13 protein-coding genes are annotated in these 14357 nt (G+C 67.9%); 6 read left to right on the forward strand and 7 right to left on the reverse strand.

Features of this window, described 5'->3' with window-relative positions; all coding sequences use genetic code 11:
• Positions 1-109: 109 nt before the first annotated feature.
• The 7 genes from EDC29_RS02170 to EDC29_RS02200 form a co-directional block, all read right to left on the reverse strand.
• Positions 110-1555, reverse strand: a complete 1446-nt coding sequence (locus tag EDC29_RS02170; RefSeq protein ID WP_123138964.1) for a TrkH family potassium uptake protein — start codon at positions 1553-1555, stop codon at positions 110-112.
• Between the two features lie 39 nt (positions 1556-1594).
• On the reverse strand, positions 1595-2710 hold the full coding sequence (locus EDC29_RS02175) for a glycosyltransferase (RefSeq protein WP_132228357.1): 1116 nt from the start codon (positions 2708-2710) through the stop codon (positions 1595-1597).
• Between the two features lie 129 nt (positions 2711-2839).
• Positions 2840-3697 (reverse strand): glycine betaine ABC transporter substrate-binding protein, encoded by an 858-nt coding sequence (locus EDC29_RS02180; RefSeq protein WP_123138962.1) that lies wholly within the window; start codon positions 3695-3697, stop codon positions 2840-2842.
• A gap of 151 nt (positions 3698-3848) precedes the next feature.
• Complete coding sequence (locus tag EDC29_RS02185; RefSeq protein ID WP_123138961.1) at positions 3849-5312, reverse strand: hypothetical protein; 1464 nt, start codon at positions 5310-5312, stop codon at positions 3849-3851.
• The gene (locus EDC29_RS02190; RefSeq protein ID WP_123138960.1) at positions 5309-6154 is read right to left on the reverse strand and encodes a glycine betaine ABC transporter substrate-binding protein; all 846 of its coding nucleotides are present in this window, start codon (positions 6152-6154) and stop codon (positions 5309-5311) included. The genes EDC29_RS02185 and EDC29_RS02190 overlap by 4 nt, the downstream gene beginning before the upstream one ends.
• 89 nt (positions 6155-6243) lie before the next feature.
• Complete coding sequence (locus EDC29_RS02195) at positions 6244-7089, reverse strand: ABC transporter permease (protein ID WP_123138959.1); 846 nt, start codon at positions 7087-7089, stop codon at positions 6244-6246.
• Positions 7086-8312, reverse strand: a complete 1227-nt coding sequence (locus EDC29_RS02200; protein WP_132228359.1) for a quaternary amine ABC transporter ATP-binding protein — start codon at positions 8310-8312, stop codon at positions 7086-7088. The genes EDC29_RS02195 and EDC29_RS02200 overlap by 4 nt, the downstream gene beginning before the upstream one ends.
• 343 nt (positions 8313-8655) lie before the next feature.
• On the opposite strand from EDC29_RS02200, the gene hslV reads away from it, so the two are divergent.
• The 6 genes from hslV to ubiB all read left to right on the forward strand — a co-directional run bounded on the left by hslV (position 8656) and on the right by ubiB (position 14251).
• A complete protein-coding gene (gene hslV / locus EDC29_RS02205) occupies positions 8656-9201 on the forward strand; it encodes an ATP-dependent protease subunit HslV (protein WP_062271602.1) in 546 nt (181 codons plus the stop codon).
• Between the two features lie 144 nt (positions 9202-9345).
• Positions 9346-10680 (forward strand): ATP-dependent protease ATPase subunit HslU, encoded by a 1335-nt coding sequence (gene hslU, locus EDC29_RS02210; RefSeq protein ID WP_123143399.1) that lies wholly within the window; start codon positions 9346-9348, stop codon positions 10678-10680.
• A gap of 46 nt (positions 10681-10726) precedes the next feature.
• Complete coding sequence (locus EDC29_RS02215) at positions 10727-11089, forward strand: gamma-butyrobetaine hydroxylase family protein (RefSeq protein ID WP_123143400.1); 363 nt, start codon at positions 10727-10729, stop codon at positions 11087-11089.
• Positions 11090-11217: 128 nt separating this feature from the next.
• Positions 11218-11967, forward strand: a complete 750-nt coding sequence (ubiE, locus tag EDC29_RS02220; RefSeq protein WP_123138955.1) for a bifunctional demethylmenaquinone methyltransferase/2-methoxy-6-polyprenyl-1,4-benzoquinol methylase UbiE — start codon at positions 11218-11220, stop codon at positions 11965-11967.
• The gene (locus EDC29_RS02225; protein ID WP_132228361.1) at positions 11964-12605 is read left to right on the forward strand and encodes a ubiquinone biosynthesis accessory factor UbiJ; all 642 of its coding nucleotides are present in this window, start codon (positions 11964-11966) and stop codon (positions 12603-12605) included. The genes ubiE and EDC29_RS02225 overlap by 4 nt, the downstream gene beginning before the upstream one ends.
• Positions 12602-14251: a ubiquinone biosynthesis regulatory protein kinase UbiB gene (gene ubiB, locus EDC29_RS02230; RefSeq protein ID WP_123138953.1), complete on the forward strand. Its 1650-nt coding sequence runs from the start codon at positions 12602-12604 to the stop codon at positions 14249-14251. Before EDC29_RS02225 ends, ubiB begins: the two co-directional genes overlap by 4 nt.
• The last annotated feature ends 106 nt before the right edge of the window (positions 14252-14357 follow it).

Below are 14357 nucleotides of genomic sequence, written 5' to 3' on the forward strand. Positions count from 1 at the left end.
CATTACCCTTTGGGGTCTTCGGTTTGCAGTCCGATAAGAGTAAATGCAATCGCGTCTGACGGGCAGTCTGGAGCACGTTTCGTGGTGTTTTGGTGGTCTTGCGCGTCGTTCAGCGTCGCCAGAAGGCGGGCGAGAGGATCACCAGGATGGTGAGGACTTCCAGTCGGCCCAGCAGCATCGCGACGACGGCGATCAGCTTGCCGAGATCGCTGACCGTGGCGAAGCTGGTGGCGACCTCGCCGAGTCCGGGACCGAGGTTGTTGATGCTGGTGGCCACCGCGCTGAAGGCATCGAGTGGAGCGAGCCCGGCATGGATCATCAGCAGGGTGAGCAGGGCGAAGGTGGTGAGGTAGAGGGCGAAGAATCCCCACACGGACCGTGCCAGTCGCGAGTCGACGGTGCGCCCGCCGAGACGCAGCGGCAGCAAGGCGCGAGGGTGGATCTGCTGGCGGATCTCCAGCAGCCCCTGCTTGACCATCAGCAGCACGCGCAACACCTTGATGCCGCCGGCGGTGGAGCCGCCGCAGCCACCGATGAAGCTGATATAGATCAGCAGGATCGGCAGAAAATCCGGCCAGTGGGCGAAGTCGACGGTGCCGAAGCCGGTGCTGGTGACCACCGAGACGACCTCGAACAGCGCATCACGCAGGCTCTCGTCGAGTCCCTCGTAACCGCCCTCGAGGCGGAGCACCACGCCGATCAAGAGTACACAGCCGAACACCAGCGCGAGAAAGGCGCGGGTCTCGGCATCACGCAGATAGCGCATCGGCTCGCGGCTGCTCCAGGCCGCGTAATGCACCGCGAAGTTGATCGCCGCGAGCAGCATGAAACAGACCGCCACCGTCTCCACCGCCGCGCTGGCGAAATAGCCGATGCTGGCGTCATGGGTCGAGAAACCGCCGGTCGAGAGCGTCGAGAGGCTGTGGCAGAGGGCGTCGAAGGGCGTCATTCCGGCCAGCCAGTAGGCCAGGGCGCAGGCCAGGGTGAGTCCGAGATAGAGCGTCCACAGGGTGCGCGCGGTCTGGGTCAGGCGCGGGGTGAGCTTCTCCTCCTTGAGCGGTCCCGGGGCCTCGGCGCGATAGAGCTGCATGCCGCCGATGCCGAGCAGCGGCATCACCGCCAGCCCGAGCACGATCAGTCCCATGCCGCCGAACCATTGCAACTGCTGACGATAGAAGAGCAGCGCGCGGGGCAGGGTGTCGAGCCCGCTGATCACCGTCGCGCCGGTGGTGGTGACCCCGGAGGTGGACTCGAACAGGGCGTCGACCGGTGCCAGCCCGAAGCCCTGGTGCAACGGCCAGGCGCCGAGCAGGCTGAGCAGGATCCAGAACAGCGCCACCACCAGATAGCCGTCGGCGACGCCGAGGGTGCGCGCCTGGTGGCGCCCACCGAGCCAGAGCAGGGCGCCGAGCCCGATCGAGCCGAGCATCGGCCAGAGGAAGTGGCGCCACTGCGGCTCGCCGTACCACAGCCCCACCGCGATCGGGGCGAGCAGGGTGAGACCGAACAGCAGCGCGTAGACCCCGACGATGGCACCGATCAGTGGCAGTCGCATGGGCGTGGTCTCCGCTGGTTTGGCCGCGTGTGCCCCGGCTCAGCCGGCGAGCCCGAGCACCTCGAGATAGTGTGCGGCACTGCGCTCCTGACGATAGGCCGCGACCGCCCGGCGCAGGGTCGCCGGCGGCAGCGGCGCGTCCAGGGTCGCGGTCATGGCGCGTGCCAGCGCCTGGTCGTCGCCGACCGCGACCAGCGGGCCGTAGCGACCGCCATCGAGCAGTTCGCGCGGACCGCTCGGGCAGTCGGTGGCCACCGACGGCACGCCGAGCGCGAGCGCCTCGGTGAGCACGTTGGGCGAGCCCTCCCAGGCCGAGGAGAGCACGAACTGCCGGGCGCGGGCGATGAAGGCGTAGGGATTGTGCTGGAAGCCGGGCAGGGCGACCGCCGCGCCGATCCCCAGTTCGCGGGCGAGGCGCTCGAGTCGTGCCCGGCCACCGCCCTCGCCGAGGATCATCAGCCGGCACTCGGGCCGTTCGGCATGAACTCTGGCGAAGGCGCGCAACAGGGTCGGGAAGTCCTTCTGGCGCTGTAGCCGCCCGGCGCCGAGGATCACCGGGGGGGCGGCGTCGGCGAGCCAGGGATGGGGGCAGGGCGCGGCGGCCTGCTCGGCCAGCTCCGGGGTGATCACCGGGTTGCGGATCACGCCGATGCGCGCCGGCTCGAGCCGGGCGATCCGCGCGGTGTCCGCCGCCACCCCCTCGGAGACGGCGACGATGCCGTCGAGCCGGGGATAGAGGACGCGGATCGGGGCATAGCGCAGCCAGCGCGCGAGCGCGTCGCGCTCGGCCATGGCGGTCGAGAGATGGGTGCCGAGCCGCAGCACCAGCCGGGTGTCGGTGCCGGCGAGGGCGCGGGCGATCACCGCCGCACGCCCGGCGCGGTCCTTGGCCGCGAGCAGGGCCGCGGGACGACGGCGGCGCAGATAGCGCGCCAGCGCCGGGATGGCCAGCTGGGTGTGATCGACGCCGAGGCGGATCTGTCGGACCTCGGGCGGGAGACGTTCCAGGTGCGGACCCTCGGCACGCACCAGCAGCAGCTCGACCGGCTGACCGAGATCGACGAGACCACGGATCAGGTTGACCAGCATGCGCTCGACCCCGCCGCTCCCGGAGAAGGAGGCGAATACGGCGAGCACGGGCTTGGGGTGGGGCATGGCGCGAGATCCTGGGCTGGGGATGGGGCGGAGGTCTCGCGCGAGACGGGTCCGCCGTCCGGGGCCGGACGCCCCGGACGGCGATCATGATACCCGAGCCGGTGAGCGGCTCGGGTCGGTCGGCGTGGCTCAGGGCAGCCAGGCCTCGACCACCTCGGGGTAGGTCTCGACCCAGCGGCGGGCGTTCTCGTAGGGGTCGGCGCGCTTCTCCTCGTTCCACGCCATCAGCTCGCCCATCTGCTCCGGGGTCCAGTGGAAGTTGTCGAGCACCGCATAGGCCTCGGGCAGGTCCTCGGCCAGTCCCTTGCGCACCACGGTGTGGATGCGCTCGACGCCGCCGTAGATGTTCTCGGGGTCGGCGAGATACTTCAGCTCATGGGTCGAGAAGATCCAGTGCGGGGTCCAGCCGGTGACCACCACCCAGTCGCCGTCCTCGATGGCGTCACCGAGCACCGCGGTCATGATCGGGCCGGAGCTCTCCACCAGCTTCATGTCCTCGAGCCCGTAGGTCGCCATCATCTGCTCGGTGCGGCGCATGATGCCGGTGCCCGGCTCGATGCCGATGATCTTGTTGTCGAAGCGCTCGGCGCTGTCCTTGAGCTCGGCGATGGTGTCGATCTCGACATAGCTCGGCACCACCAGGCCCACCTGGGTGCCGATGAGGTTGGGACCGAGGTCGTCGATGCGATCGCGCACATTGTCGTAATAGTTCTGTTGGGTGGTCGGCAGCCAGGCGGCGACCATGCCGTCGACATCGCCCTCGGCGATCGCCTGCCACATGGCGCCGACCGCGACCGAGCGGATGGTGACGTCATAGCCGAGGTCCTCGAGCACCACCTTGATCAGGTTGGTGCTGGCGATCTCGGTGGTCCACTCGCCGTAGACCAGTTCGATCTTGCCCTTGGAGCCGGCGAAGGCGCCGCTGGAGAGCAGCGCGCAGAGACCGAACAGGACGAGGCTGGGGAGGGTGAGGCGGGGTTTGTCCATACTGCGAATCAATCCTTCAGGTTGAACGACGCGCCGTCACCGCCCGCGCGGGACGCGTTGCGCGGAGCCGGGGTCGTGGGGGAGGGAGTGCGAAGCGGGGGAGTTGCAAGCGGGTTGTCGGACGGGCGTCGCGCGCCCGTCCGGGTCGGCATCAGAAGTAGTAGCCCAGGTTCAGGGTGAACCGGTAGTTCCACTCGTCGTTGCCGTTGGCGCCGAAGTCGCCGACGCCGTAGATGCTGCCGTAGTTGTCCTGCAGCCCGTTGCCGGCGTCGTTGCCGACGAAGTAGTTGCCGTTGGAGTAGGCCAGGTCGCTGTAGATGTACCAGCCGCCGCTGGCCCAGGCGGCACCGACGGTGATCAGGTCGCTGTTGTTGAACTCACCCTCGTCCTTGATGATCGAGCTGTACTCGACATAGGGCAGCACATAGTCGAGCCAGGGCAGGTTCGGGGTCTCGTGCTTGTAGCTCAGCGACACCGCCGGGACCCACGCCTTGCTGGCCACCGGCCAGGCGAAGTCGAAGGCACCCATCGGGATCAGGGTGTCGGTCCCCCAGGGGTTGTCGGCGTCGATGTCGTACTCGTAACGGGTCAGCTGGGTGGCCAGGGTCCAGTTGCGGTAACGATTGACCATGTGCGCCGAGGCCGCCCAATGGCTGCCGTCGTCGGCGCGCTGGCCCTTGAGCTGGCCGTACTGCAGCGATACGCCGAGGTCGGTGGGGATGGCGGCGTCGGTGAGGTGGTAGATGGCGCGCAGGTTGAACTGGTGGCGCTCCTCGTAGCCGTTGTTGGCGCCGCCGTAGGTGACGTTGCCGTTCTCGTCGACCGACTCGGTCCAGCGCACCGGGTCGTAGCTGTAGCGGGCGCTGTCGAGGCTGCGACCGAAGTAGTTCCCCTCGCTGGCGGCGTAGTAGCCGACATCGATCGTCCAGTTGTCGATGTCGGTGGTGTACTTCACGCCCAGATCCATGTCGTCGGCGAGTCCGACATAGTAGTGCATGTCGAACATGTAGCTCTGCGACACGCCGAAGGGGCCGGGACCGAAGGGCACCCGGTTGACGCCGACCTTGAGCTCGCTGTCGTCGGCGAAGCGGTAGCCGAGCCAACCGGTATGGAGGAAGTTGTAACTCTCCCGGGTGCCGGCCGGATACCAGCGGTACTGGAACTCGCCGATGAAGTTGTTGTAGTCGAGCGAGAGCTCGAGGCGGAAGGTGTCGAACTCGACGTTGCCGCCGTTGCCGCCGCGGTTGGGGGCGTTGTCGAGGCCCTCGTAGCTGCCGAGGACGTAGTTGGCGCGCAGCGCGCCGCCGACGGTGACCGGGCCGAGCTTGATGCTGCGGTCGGCCGGCTCGGGGGCTGCGGTGGCGAGACGCTGCTCGGCCTCCGCCGCCTGCTGCTCGGCGGCGACGGTCTCGGAGCGGGCGGCGGCCAGCTCGCGCTGGGCCGCGGCGAGTTGGCGCTGCAGCTCGGCGATACGGCCTTCGAGGGCTGCGGCATCGGTGGTCGCGGCCGTCGCCGGCAGGGCGCTCAGCGCCCCGCCGAGGGCGAGCAGCGCGAGCGAGGCTCGCGCGCCCGGCTGGGGCAGGTGGTTGCTGTTATTGGTCTTTTTCTTGATCACGGTTTCCAGCTCTCAACAGTCTCTGCGTTCTCTTCGACCCAGCGGCGGGCGTTCTTGTAAGGATCGGCGCGCTTTTCCTGGTTCCACACCATCAGCTCGGCCATCTGTTCCGGGGCCCAGTGGAAGTTGTCGAGCACGGCGTAGACCTCGGGCATGTCTTCCTTGAGCCCCTTGCGCACGATGGTGTGGATCTCTTCCTCACCGCCGTAGATGCCCTCGGGGTCCTCGAGGTACTTCAGGTCGTACTGGGCGAACATCCAGTGCGGGGTCCAGCCGGTGATGACGACCCATTCGTTGTCGTCGATGGCGTCGCCGAGGACGGCGGTCATGATCGGGCCGGTGCCCTCGACCAGGGTGATGTCCTCGAGCTCATAGCGCTCGATCGCCAGCTCGGTCTTGCTCATGATACCGGCGCCGGGGTCGATGCCGATGATCTTGTTGTCGAAGCGCTCGGCGGCGTCGTCGAGTTCGGCGATCGAGTCGATCTCGACATAGCTCGGCACCACCAGGCCGATGCGGGTGCCCTCGAGGTTGGGGCCGAGGTCCTCGACGTCGTCGGCGACCTTCTCGAGATAGTGCATGTGGGTGGTGGGCAACCAAGCGGCGACCAGCCCGTCGACGTCGCCGGTTCCCACCGCCTGCCACATGGCGGCGGCCGAGACCGGGGTGATCTTGACGTCATAGCCCAGGTCCTCGAGCACCACCTTGACGACATTGGTGCTGGCGATCTCGGTCGACCATTCGACGTAGGCGAGTTCGACCTCGCCCTTGTCGGCGGCCAGTGCCGGGGTGACGAGCGCACTCAATGCCGTGGCGGCAGCGGTCAGGGTGAATCGGTTCATGGTACGGACTCCTCTGGTTTTGGTGGATGGCACATCATCGATGTGTCGTGGCGCCCCGTCCCTGGGGCACCGGTCGGCATGCGCCGCAATCAGCCCGAGGTCTGGCGGTTGTCGCGGGTGATGCCCTGGGTGATGCGGTCGAGCACCATCGCCAGGATCACCACCGCGAGCCCGGCCTCGAAGCCCATGCCCGCCTCGTTGCGCTGGATCGCGCGCCAGACCTCGCCGCCGAGGCCCTGGGCGCCGATCATGGCGGCGATCACCACCATCGAGAGGGCGAGCATGATGGTCTGGTTGATGCCGGCCATGATGGTCGGGATCGCCAGCGGCAGCTGGACCTTGCGCAGCTTCTGCCAGCGCGTCGAGCCGAAGGCGTCGGCCGCCTCGACCAAGTCGGAGGGCACCTGACGGATACCGAGGGTAGTGAGACGGATCGCCGGTGGCATGGCGAAGATCACGGTGGAGAACACCGCCGCCACCGGACCCAGGCCGAAGAAGGGGATGGCCGGGATCAGATAGACGAAGGCGGGCATCGTCTGCATGAGATCGAGGATCGGGAAGATGATCCGGTAGCCTGTCTGCGAGAGCGCGGCGAGGATGCCGAGCGGGGCGCCGATCAGCACCGCGATCAGGGTGGCGATGATGACCAGCACCAGGGTCTGCAGGGTCGGCTCCCACAACCCCAGGTTCCACAGGAGCAGGAAGCCGGCGAGGGTGCCGATGGCGGTCTTGACCCCGGCGAGGCGCCAGCTCAATGCCGCGAACAACAGGATGGTGAGCCATGGCGGCAGCCACATCAGGCCGTCGACGGCGCCCTCGATGCCGGTCTCCATGACATCGGAGACGACCTTGGTGGCGGTGGCGAACTGATCGGTGAGGGCGTCGAGACCGTCGTCGATCCAGTCCGAGAGGGGAAGGCGTGGGATCTCGATCATGCGGCCTCCTCGGTGCTGTCTTCGCTGCTGCTGTGCTCGGCCAGGCCCTGGAGCAGCGAGGCGCGGACCACCTGACCCTTGAGTTTGCCCTCGTCGTCGACCACCGGGGCCGGCATCGGGCTCTGCGCGAGCGGCGCGAAGAGGTCGCGCACCGGGGTGTCCGGCGAGACCGGGTCGGCGCACGGCTCGAGGATCTCCTGGATGCTGCGTTCGCCGCGCTGCACCGCCGCCAACGCGGCCTCGTCGCGCACCATGCCCTGGAGCTTGAAGTCACCGCTGACCACGAACAGCGCGCTGAGGTTCTGCTCGTCCATCTTGCGCAGTACGGTGCGCGGCCCGTCGGTGAGGAAGGCGACGTTGCGCACCCGGTGCATCACCGCGCTGGCGGTCAGCACCTTGGTCTTGTCGACCTCGGCGACGAAGCGCTCGACATAAGCGGTGGCCGGGTCGGAGAGGATCTCCTCGCCGGTGCCGACCTGCTCGATGCGCGCGTCCTTCATCAGCACGATGCGGTTGCCGAGATAGAGCGCCTCGTCGAGGTCGTGGGTGATGAAGACGATGGTCTTCTGCAGCCGGTTCTGCAGCGCCAGCAGCTCCTGCTGCATGTCGCGACGGATCAGCGGATCGAGCGCGGAGAAGGCCTCGTCCATCAACAGCACATCAGGGTCGACCGCGAGTGCGCGGGCCAGTCCGACGCGCTGCTGCATGCCGCCGGAGAGCTGATCGGGGCGGGCGTCCTCCCAGCCCTCGAGTCCGACCTGGCGCAGCGCGGTGATCGCCTTCTCGGCGCGCACCTCGGGCGCCACGCCCTGGATCTCGAGACCGTATTCGACGTTCTCGCGGATGGTGCGGTGGGGGAACAGGGCGAAGTGCTGGAAGACCATGCCGAACTTGCGCCGGCGGGTCTCGAGCAGCTGGTGGTGATCGAGTCCGACGATGTCCTCGCCGTCGATCAGGATCTCGCCCCGAGTCGGTTCGTTGAGCCGGTTGAGACAGCGGATCAGGCTTGACTTGCCGCTGCCCGAGAGCCCCATGACGACCAGGATCTCGCCCTCGTAGACATCGAAGCTGGCATCGGCGACGCCGACCGTTTGCCCGGTCTTCTCGAGAATGGTTTTTTTGTCGGCGCCCTGGGCGAGCAGCTCCAGGGCCTTCTCCGGCTCGTCGCCGAAGATCTTGGTGAGACCGCGCACGGCGATCTTGATGGATTGTTCTGCGGGCATGGCCCCGATGGTCCTTGACGGATAGATTGATGTGTGAGCGCCCGAGGGCCACTCACGGCTTTTGATCGCGGCATGGTGTCGCGCGTACCCCGACCGACCGGGGTGCTTGTGGCACCGTCTCCGGCGGGCGTCGGGGTGATGGTTGGTAGCGTGCCGGGGGTTTCCGGCCGACAGACATTTTCTAACCCTAACAGACTGTTGCGTGTACGTGCAACCATGATGGGCTGGTGGCCGGGGCGGTTTCAGGCTGGTTTTCGGACCCGCTGTGTGTGCCGCGCGCGCGGATCGGCAGCGCTCGGCTGGTGACGTAGAATGAGGGCTTTAAACGAGCGGAAGGATGGCTATGACGAGCTTTCGCGGTACAACGATCCTCTCCGTGCGGCGCGGCGGCAAGGTCGTGGTCGGCGGTGACGGGCAGGTCTCACTGGGCAACACGGTGATGAAGGGCAACGCGCGCAAGGTGCGGCGGCTCTATCATGGCCGGGTGCTGGCCGGTTTCGCCGGCGCCACCGCCGACGCCTTCACCCTGTTCGAGCGCTTCGAGGCCAAGCTGGAGAAGCACCAGGGCCACCTCACCCGCGCCGCGGTGGAGATGGCCAAGGACTGGCGCACCGACCGCATGCTGCGCCGTCTCGAGGCGTTGCTCTGTATCGCCGACGCCGAGACCTCGCTGATGATCTCGGGGACCGGCGACGTGATGGAGCCGGAGCACGACCTGATGGCGATCGGTTCGGGCGGGGCCTTCGCCCAGGCCGCGGCGCGCGCGCTGCTCGAGAACACCGAGCTCGATGCCCGCGAGATCGTCGAACGGGCCTTGAGTATCGCCGCCGATATTTGCATCTATACCAATCACAATCTGGTGCTCGAGGAACTCGACGCCCAGGCGTGAGTGTCCCGGCGCCCTGGCGCAACCTGCCCGGGGAGCGGAGAATGGCCGCTCGACCGGGCGCGGGAGGTCTCCGCGGCCCCCGTCCCCTTCGCGCTCACCCGCCGTGCCGTCTCGCGGAGGCGGCCCACCCGATGGACAGGCTCAATGTCGGAAATCACCCCACAACGCATCGTCGCCGAGCTCGACAAGCACATCGTCGGTCAGCACGAGGCCAAGCGCGCCGTGGCCATCGCGCTGCGCAATCGCTGGCGTCGCTCCTGCATCGAGGAGCCGCTGCGCTCGGAGATCACCCCCAAGAACATCCTGATGATCGGCCCCACCGGCGTCGGCAAGACCGAGATCGCGCGTCGGCTGGCGCGTCTGGCCAATGCGCCCTTCCTCAAGGTGGAGGCCACCAAGTTCACCGAGGTCGGCTACGTCGGGCGTGATGTCGAGTCGATCGTGCGCGATCTGGTCGATATCAGCATGAAGATGGCGCGCGAGCAGGAGATGGCCAAGCTCGCCGACCAGGCCGCCGCCGCGGCCGAGGAGCGCATCCTCGATGCGCTGCTGCCGCCGCCCTCGGGCTTCGAGCAGGACAGTCGCGCCAGCGCGCCGAGCTCGGCCACCCGCGAGAAGCTGCGCGCCAAGCTCCAGGCCGGCGAACTCGACGGGCGCGAGATCGACATCCAGGTCTCCGCCACCCCGCACGGGGTCGACATCATGGCCCCGCCGGGGATGGAGGAGATGACCAACCAGCTCCAGGGGCTGTTCCAGAACCTCGGTCAGGGGCACCAGCAGCGGCGCAAGCTGCGTATCGGTGAGGCGCGCAAGCTGCTCGAGGAGGAAGAAGCGGCCAAGCGGGTCAACGACGAGGATCTCAAGCTGCGCGCCATCGACAATGCCGAGCAGCACGGCATCGTCTTCATCGACGAGCTCGACAAGGTCACCCGCCGGGGCGAGGGCGCGAGCAGCGCCGACGTCTCGCGCGAGGGCGTGCAGCGCGATCTGCTGCCCCTGGTCGAGGGCAGCACGGTGTCGACCAAGTACGGCGCGGTGCGCACCGATCACATCCTCTTCATCGCCTCGGGGGCCTTCCATCTCGCCAAGCCCTCCGACCTGATCCCCGAGCTGCAGGGTCGGCTGCCGATCCGCGTCGAGCTCAAGGCGCTCGACAGCGACGACTTCGTGCGCATCCTCACCGAGCCCGACGCCTCGCTCACCGGCCAGTATCGCGCCCTGCTCGCCACCGAGGGGGTGAACCTGGAGTTCACCGAGGACGGTATCCGCCGTATCGCCGAGATCGCCTGGCAGGTCAACGAGCGCACCGAGAACATCGGCGCGCGGCGCCTGCACACGGTGCTCGAACGGCTGCTCGAGGACATCTCCTTCAACGCCTCCGAGCTCGACCGCGTCACCGTCACCGTCAACGCCGCCTATGTCGACGACAACCTGTCGGGGCTGGCCGAGGACGAGGATCTCTCGCGCTACATCCTGTGATCGATCGCGTCGGGCGCCCGGCGCGCCCGACCCTGGAGGCCCAGCCATGCCCGTACCCACCGAACTCAATCTCCATCGTCAGTCGCGCGTGCTCGAGGTGAGCTTCGACGACGGCGCGCGCTTCGCGCTGCCCTGCGAGTATCTGCGCGTCTACTCGCCCTCGGCCGAGGTGCAGGGGCACAGCCCCGAGGAGCGCATCCTCGTCGTCGGCAAGGAGGAGGTCGGCATCGACCGCATCGAGCCGGTCGGCAACTATGCCGTCTGTCTGCACTTCGACGACGAGCACAACACCGGGATCTACTCCTGGGACTATCTCTACCAGCTCGGTGCCGAGCAGGCCGAGCGTTGGCAGACCTATCTCGACGAACTCGCCCAGTCCGGACATGTCCACAAGGATCGTTCGAACTGACTGATATGACGGCCACGCGCCGGCGGTCCCCGGGCCGCCCGGAGCGCCCTCCGGCAGCGGCCCGGGGGCCCCGATCGGCGCCGGCCTTTGGTGTAAACTAGCCGCCGATTCGACAGCAGGGACACACTATGTCCGACCAGAAGACCACCCATTTCGGCTATCAGCAGGTGCCGATCGAAGAGAAGGCCGCGCGCGTGCGTGAGGTCTTCGACTCGGTCGCCACCCGCTACGACCTGATGAACGACCTGATGTCGCTCGGCATCCATCGGCTGTGGAAGCGCCACACCATCGAGCTGGCCGGCGTGCGTCGCGGTCAGCGCGTGCTCGACCTCGCCTCGGGCACCGGCGACCTGGCCGATCGCTTCGCCGCCATCGTCGGCCCCGACGGTCAGGTGGTGATGTCCGACATCAACGCCGCGATGCTCGGCGAGGGGCGCAAGCGGATGCTCGATCGCGGGCGCGTCGGCAACATCCAGTACTCGCTGATCAACGCCGAACAGATCCCCTTCCCCGACGACTACTTCGACTGCGTCACCATCGGTTTCGGGCTGCGCAACGTCACCGACAAGCAGAAGGCGCTCGGCGAGATGCAGCGCGTGCTGCGGCCCGGCGGTCGGGCGCTGGTGCTCGAGTTCTCCCACCCGCTGACCAAGCCGCTGGGCCGTGCCTACGATCTCTATTCGTTCTCGGTGCTGCCCACCCTGGGCAAGCTGGTGACCAACGACCCGGGCAGCTATCGCTATCTCGCCGAGTCGATCCGCATGCACCCGGACCAGGAGACGCTGCGCGGCATGATGGAGACGGCCGGGCTCGAGCGTTGCGAATACTTCAACCACAGCGGTGGCATCGTCGCGATCCACCGGGGATACAAGTTGTGAGCGAAGGCATCCAGATTCCCGACGCCCTGCTCGCGGTGATCGAGCAGGCGCTCAACCGCTACATCGCCCTCGACCCCGAGGGTCAGGCCGGGTTCGCGGCGCTCGAGGGGCGGATCATCGCCATCGAGGTCAAGGGCTTCGGCACCCGGGTGACGGTGCTGCCGGGGCAGCGCGGGCTGCAGCTGTTCGGGCTCTACGATGCCGAGCCCGATTGTCTGATCCACGGCACCCCGCTGGGGCTGGCGCGCATGGGCATGGCCGAGCGCAAGGCCGCCCAGCTGATCTCCGGCGAGGTCGAGATCGAGGGCGACACCGCGCTGGCGCAGTCCTTCAGCCAGGCGCTGGCGCACCTCGACGTCGACTGGGAGGAGCAGCTCGCGCGCGTCCTCGGCGACCCCTTCGCCCACCAGCTCGGCAACCGTGCGCGCGCCGCCGCCGACTGGCGCGAGCGCGCCTCCGAGACGATGAACGCCAACCTCAGGGAGTACCTGCAGGAGGAGCGGCGCCTGCTGCCGACCCGCTATGAGGTCGAGGCCTTCCTCGAGCAGGTCGACATCCTCCGCGACGATGTCGAGCGGCTCGCCGCCCGCATCGAGCGACTCATCACCCAGGCAGCGGACCTCGGCACCCAGCAATGATCGGACCCCGTCAGGCGTTACGCCTCTTTCGCATCAACTGGGTGCTGCTTCGCAACGGACTCGACGAGGTCATCCTCGCCACCCATCTGCTCCGCCCGCTGCGCTGGTTGATCTATCTCACCCCCTGGTACTGGTTGCGCGGCGAGCTGCCGCCCTATCCGGCACGGGTGCGCCAGACCCTCGAGGACCTGGGGCCGATCTTCGTCAAGTTCGGCCAGATCCTCTCCACCCGTCGCGACCTGCTGCCCGACGACCTGGCCGTCGAGCTGGCCAAGCTCCAGGACCGGGTGCCGCCCTTCGGCGGCGATCAGGCGCGGGTGCTGATCGAGCGCGCCTGGGGCTGTCCGATCGAGGACGTACTCGATGAGTTCGACCCCGAGCCGCTGGCCTCGGCCTCGATCGCCCAGGTCCACACCGGGCGTCTCAAGGACGGTCGCGAGGTGGTGGTCAAGGTGCTGCGTCCGGGCATCGACCGGGTGATCCGCCAGGATCTCGGCTTGATGTATACCGTCGCCCAGCTCGCCGAGCGCTACTGGGCCGATGGCCGACGGCTGCGTCCGGTCGAGGTGGTGCGCGAGTACGAGAAGACCATCTACGACGAGCTCGACCTGCAGCGCGAGGCGGCCAACGCCTCACAGTTGCGCCGCAACTGGCAGGGCAGCGAGATGCTCTACATCCCCGAGGTGTTCTGGGACTGGACCCGCTCCAACGTGATGGTGATGGAGCGCATCTACGGCATCCCGGTGAGCAACGTCGAGGAGATCAAGGCGCAGGGCGTGAGCATGAAGCAGCTCGGCGAGCGCGGGGTGGAGATCTTCTTCACCCAGGTGTTCCGCGACAACTTCTTCCACGCCGACATGCACCCGGGCAACATCTTCGTCGAGCCCTCGGGGCGCTACATCTCCATCGACTTCGGCATCGTCGGCTCGCTCACCACCGAGGACCAGCGCTATCTCGCCGAGAACCTGCTCGCCTTCTTCGAGCGCGACTATCGTCGGGTGGCCGAGCTGCACGTCGAGTCGGGCTGGGTGCCGCCGGGGACCCGGGTCGACGAGTTCGAGTCGGCGATCCGCACCGTCAGCGAGCCGATCTTCGAGAAGCCGCTGGCCGAGATCTCCTTCGGTCACTTCCTGGTACGGCTGTTCCAGACCGCGCGGCGCTTCAACATGGAGATCCAGCCGCAGCTGGTGTTGCTGGAGAAGACCCTGCTCAACATCGAGGGGCTGGGGCGTCAGCTCTATCCCGAACTCGACCTCTGGACCACCGCCAAGCCCTACATGGAGCGCTGGATGAAGGAGCGCGTCGGGGTCAGCGGGCTGGCCGAGCGCACCAAGCGCAACGTGCTCTCGATCGCCGACCAGACCCCCGAGCTGCCGCTGATGGCCTATCGCATCCTCAGCAGCTACGACCGCCGCTTGCGTCTGGCCGAGTCGAGCCACGAGATCAACGCCGAGCGCGCCCGCCAGGCGCGCACCAGCGGCAATGCCATCCGCGCCATCGGCGGCGCCACGGTGCTCGTCTGCGGCACCCTGGTGCTGTTGCTCGGCCCCGGCCACTGGCTGCAGGAGGGCGTCGGCGTGGCCCTGGTGGCGCTGTGCTATCTCTCCGGGATCTGGCTGTTCGCGAGCGCCTCGCGTCGGGCCTGAACCGGCGGCGCTGAGACGCTGTGGAACACGGGACGCCCGCGCCGCGGGCGTCCCGTTGTTCGTTCATCCCCGGCGGCCATGCGTGCCGCCGCGCGCAGGAGCGACG

The organism is Marichromatium gracile (assembly GCF_004343155.1).
Classification (GTDB): domain Bacteria; phylum Pseudomonadota; class Gammaproteobacteria; order Chromatiales; family Chromatiaceae; genus Marichromatium; species Marichromatium gracile.

What these genes read in the sequence shown, in the direction of transcription:
- EDC29_RS02170 (WP_123138964.1), bottom strand. Translation starts at nt 1,555, where the DNA reads ATGCGACTGCCACTGATCGGTGCCATCGTCGGGGTCTACGCGCTGCTG.
- EDC29_RS02175 (WP_132228357.1), bottom strand. Translation starts at nt 2,710, where the DNA reads ATGCCCCACCCCAAGCCCGTGCTCGCCGTATTCGCCTCCTTCTCCGGG.
- EDC29_RS02180 (WP_123138962.1), bottom strand. Translation starts at nt 3,697, where the DNA reads ATGGACAAACCCCGCCTCACCCTCCCCAGCCTCGTCCTGTTCGGTCTC.
- EDC29_RS02190 (WP_123138960.1), bottom strand. Translation starts at nt 6,154, where the DNA reads ATGAACCGATTCACCCTGACCGCTGCCGCCACGGCATTGAGTGCGCTC.
- EDC29_RS02195 (WP_123138959.1), bottom strand. Translation starts at nt 7,089, where the DNA reads ATGATCGAGATCCCACGCCTTCCCCTCTCGGACTGGATCGACGACGGT.
- EDC29_RS02200 (WP_132228359.1), bottom strand. Translation starts at nt 8,312, where the DNA reads ATGCCCGCAGAACAATCCATCAAGATCGCCGTGCGCGGTCTCACCAAG.
- hslV (WP_062271602.1), top strand. Translation starts at nt 8,656, where the DNA reads ATGACGAGCTTTCGCGGTACAACGATCCTCTCCGTGCGGCGCGGCGGC.
- hslU (WP_123143399.1), top strand. Translation starts at nt 9,346, where the DNA reads ATGTCGGAAATCACCCCACAACGCATCGTCGCCGAGCTCGACAAGCAC.
- EDC29_RS02215 (WP_123143400.1), top strand. Translation starts at nt 10,727, where the DNA reads ATGCCCGTACCCACCGAACTCAATCTCCATCGTCAGTCGCGCGTGCTC.
- ubiE (WP_123138955.1), top strand. Translation starts at nt 11,218, where the DNA reads ATGTCCGACCAGAAGACCACCCATTTCGGCTATCAGCAGGTGCCGATC.
- ubiB (WP_123138953.1), top strand. Translation starts at nt 12,602, where the DNA reads ATGATCGGACCCCGTCAGGCGTTACGCCTCTTTCGCATCAACTGGGTG.